Raw genomic sequence first — 2,033 nt, forward strand, 5'->3', positions numbered from 1 at the left:
CGGGCTGGTGTTCCGCATCCGGCTCCCCGAACACCCGCTGACCTGGGCGTTCTTCCTGGTCTCGGTGCAGGCGGCTCGCTGGCAGCCACCGGCGCGGACACCCCGGTCGGCCCGCTGCTGGCCACCGCGGCCGGTCTGCTGCTGGTCGGCGGCAGCGCCACGGTGCTGGTGCGCAACCGGCGCGGTGCGGCCCGGGCCTGACGCCCCGGTGGGAACGGCGAACGGCCCCGGCGAGCAACCGCTCGCCGGGGCCGTTCCTTCGGGTGGCCGAGAAGGATCGTTTCCGCGCTCGGCTACGCGCTCAGCGGGTAGCGGGCGTCCAGGTCGTGGAAGATCGCCCCGTTGAGCACGAAGGCGCGCTTGCACTCCTCGACCACCCGGCGCCGCTCGACCTCGTCCATCGCCTCGCCGGCCGCGTCCAGCTTCGCCCGGTACTCGCGCTTGAAGGCCGCCGGGTTGTCGACCTCCGCGAAGACGTAGAACCGCACGCCGTCGCCCTTGCGCTCGAAGCCCCAGGTCTTCTCGGCCACGCCCCGGATGATCTGACCGCCCGACAGGTCGCCCAGGTAGCGGGTGTAGTGGTGCGCGAGGTACCCGGCCGGCCACTCGGCGGCCAGTTCCTCGACCCGGGCGACGTACGCGGCGGTGGCCGGCAGCGGCGCCAGGCCGTCCCGCCAGTCGGGCCCGCGCAGATGGGCCAGGTCGCGCTCGATGGCCTCCGTGCGCAGCAGGGCCCGGTCGATGAAGGGGCCCGCCAGCGGGTGCTCGGCGAGCTGTCCGGCCCGGCTCTCCAGGGCCCGGTAGACGTACCAGAGCTGGCCGGTGAGGTCGGCGTACGCGTCGACCCCGAGTCGTCCGCCCAGCAGCCGGCTCATGAACGAGGACTGTTCGGCGGCCTCGTGCTCCTCGCTGCTGGCGGTGCGGAGCACGGTGGAGAACGGGACGGGCGCGGGCGTGGGCATGCGGCCTCCTGGGTCCGGGATCGGCCGGTGGGGAACCGGGCCGGCGACTTTGGCTAGCCTAACCTAACTTTCCGTCTTGCCGACAGGCCGTCGGCAAGTCCCCCCGCCCCCGGACACGACAGAGGCCGGGGCCCGCGGAGAAATCCGCGAACCCCGGCCCCGGGCTGTCCCGACCTACCCCGACCGCCCTCGATCGAATGAGATCGGAACGACGGCTCAGTGGCCGCCCTGGTCCGCCAGACGCTTGATCGAAGCGGTGACCTCGGCCTCGGCCTCGGCGCGGCCGACCCAGTTGGCGCCCTCGACGGACTTGCCGGGCTCCAGGTCCTTGTAGACCTCGAAGAAGTGCTGGATCTCCAGGCGGTCGAACTCCGACACGTGGTGGATGTCGCGCAGGTGCTCCCAGCGCGGGTCCGTCGCCGGGACGCAGAGCAGCTTGTCGTCGCCGCCGGCCTCGTCGGTCATCTGGAACATGCCGATGGCGCGGCACTTGATCAGGCAGCCCGGGAAGGTCGGCTCGTCCAGGATGACCAGGGCGTCCAGCGGGTCGCCGTCCTCGCCGAGCGTGCCCTCGACGTAGCCGTAGTCGGCCGGGTAGCGGGTCGAGGTGAAGAGCATCCGGTCGAGCCGCAGACGGCCGGTCTCGTGGTCGACCTCGTACTTGTTACGAGAGCCCTTCGGGATTTCGATAAGGACGTCGAACTCCAACGGTTCCTCCAAGGTAGGGACTGACAGAATCCAAGTGTCTCCTACGGGAGTGAGTGCTCGGGAAAGGGGCCGGTCGGTGGGAGCAGGGGGAGGGGCGGCTCGCCGCCGCGGGGGGACGGCCGCCGGGCTGTTCGGGGCGGCGCTCCTGGTCGTCGGTACGGTCCTGACCTCGGGCGGTGCGTACGCGCAGCCCTTCCCGCCGCCGGGAGGCCACAGCACCGGGCACGGCGAGGACGGGGACCACGACGCGCAGGGCGGCCGCGACGAGGGGAGGGGCGACCACGGGAAGGGCGGGTCCGGCCCCCGTCCGAACGACGGCCCGGGTGCCTCGACCAGCCGCCGGGCCGCGCCGCCCGCCGCCCC

General features: G+C 72.8%; 2 protein-coding genes and 2 pseudogenes. 2 read left to right on the top strand and 2 right to left on the bottom strand.

The annotated features are described in order from the left end of the window. Positions 1–201 (top strand): annotated as a pseudogene (locus AB0E96_RS40620) (hypothetical protein); the annotation flags it as partial. 92 nt (positions 202–293) lie between these two features. Here AB0E96_RS40620 and AB0E96_RS40625 read toward each other — a convergent pair. Both AB0E96_RS40625 and AB0E96_RS40630 read right to left on the bottom strand, forming a co-directional pair. After that, the gene (locus AB0E96_RS40625; RefSeq protein WP_359831814.1) at positions 294–962 is read right to left on the bottom strand and encodes a biliverdin-producing heme oxygenase; all 669 of its coding nucleotides are present in this window, start codon (positions 960–962) and stop codon (positions 294–296) included. Positions 963–1,178: 216 nt separating this feature from the next. Continuing rightward, a complete protein-coding gene (locus AB0E96_RS40630) occupies positions 1,179–1,670 on the bottom strand; it encodes an inorganic diphosphatase (RefSeq protein ID WP_329932372.1) in 492 nt (163 codons plus the stop codon). 76 nt (positions 1,671–1,746) lie between these two features. On the opposite strand from AB0E96_RS40630, the pseudogene AB0E96_RS40635 reads away from it, so the two are divergent. Beyond that, positions 1,747–2,033, top strand: a pseudogene (locus tag AB0E96_RS40635) (hypothetical protein); the annotation flags it as partial.

The sequence above is a fragment of the Kitasatospora sp. NPDC036755 genome (assembly GCF_040636595.1).
Taxonomy (GTDB): Bacteria; Actinomycetota; Actinomycetes; order Streptomycetales; family Streptomycetaceae; genus Kitasatospora.

Coding starts and splice junctions, on each gene's coding strand:
- AB0E96_RS40625 (WP_359831814.1), bottom strand. CDS start 962: ATGCCCACGCCCGCGCCCGTCCCGTTCTCCACCGTGCTCCGCACCGCC.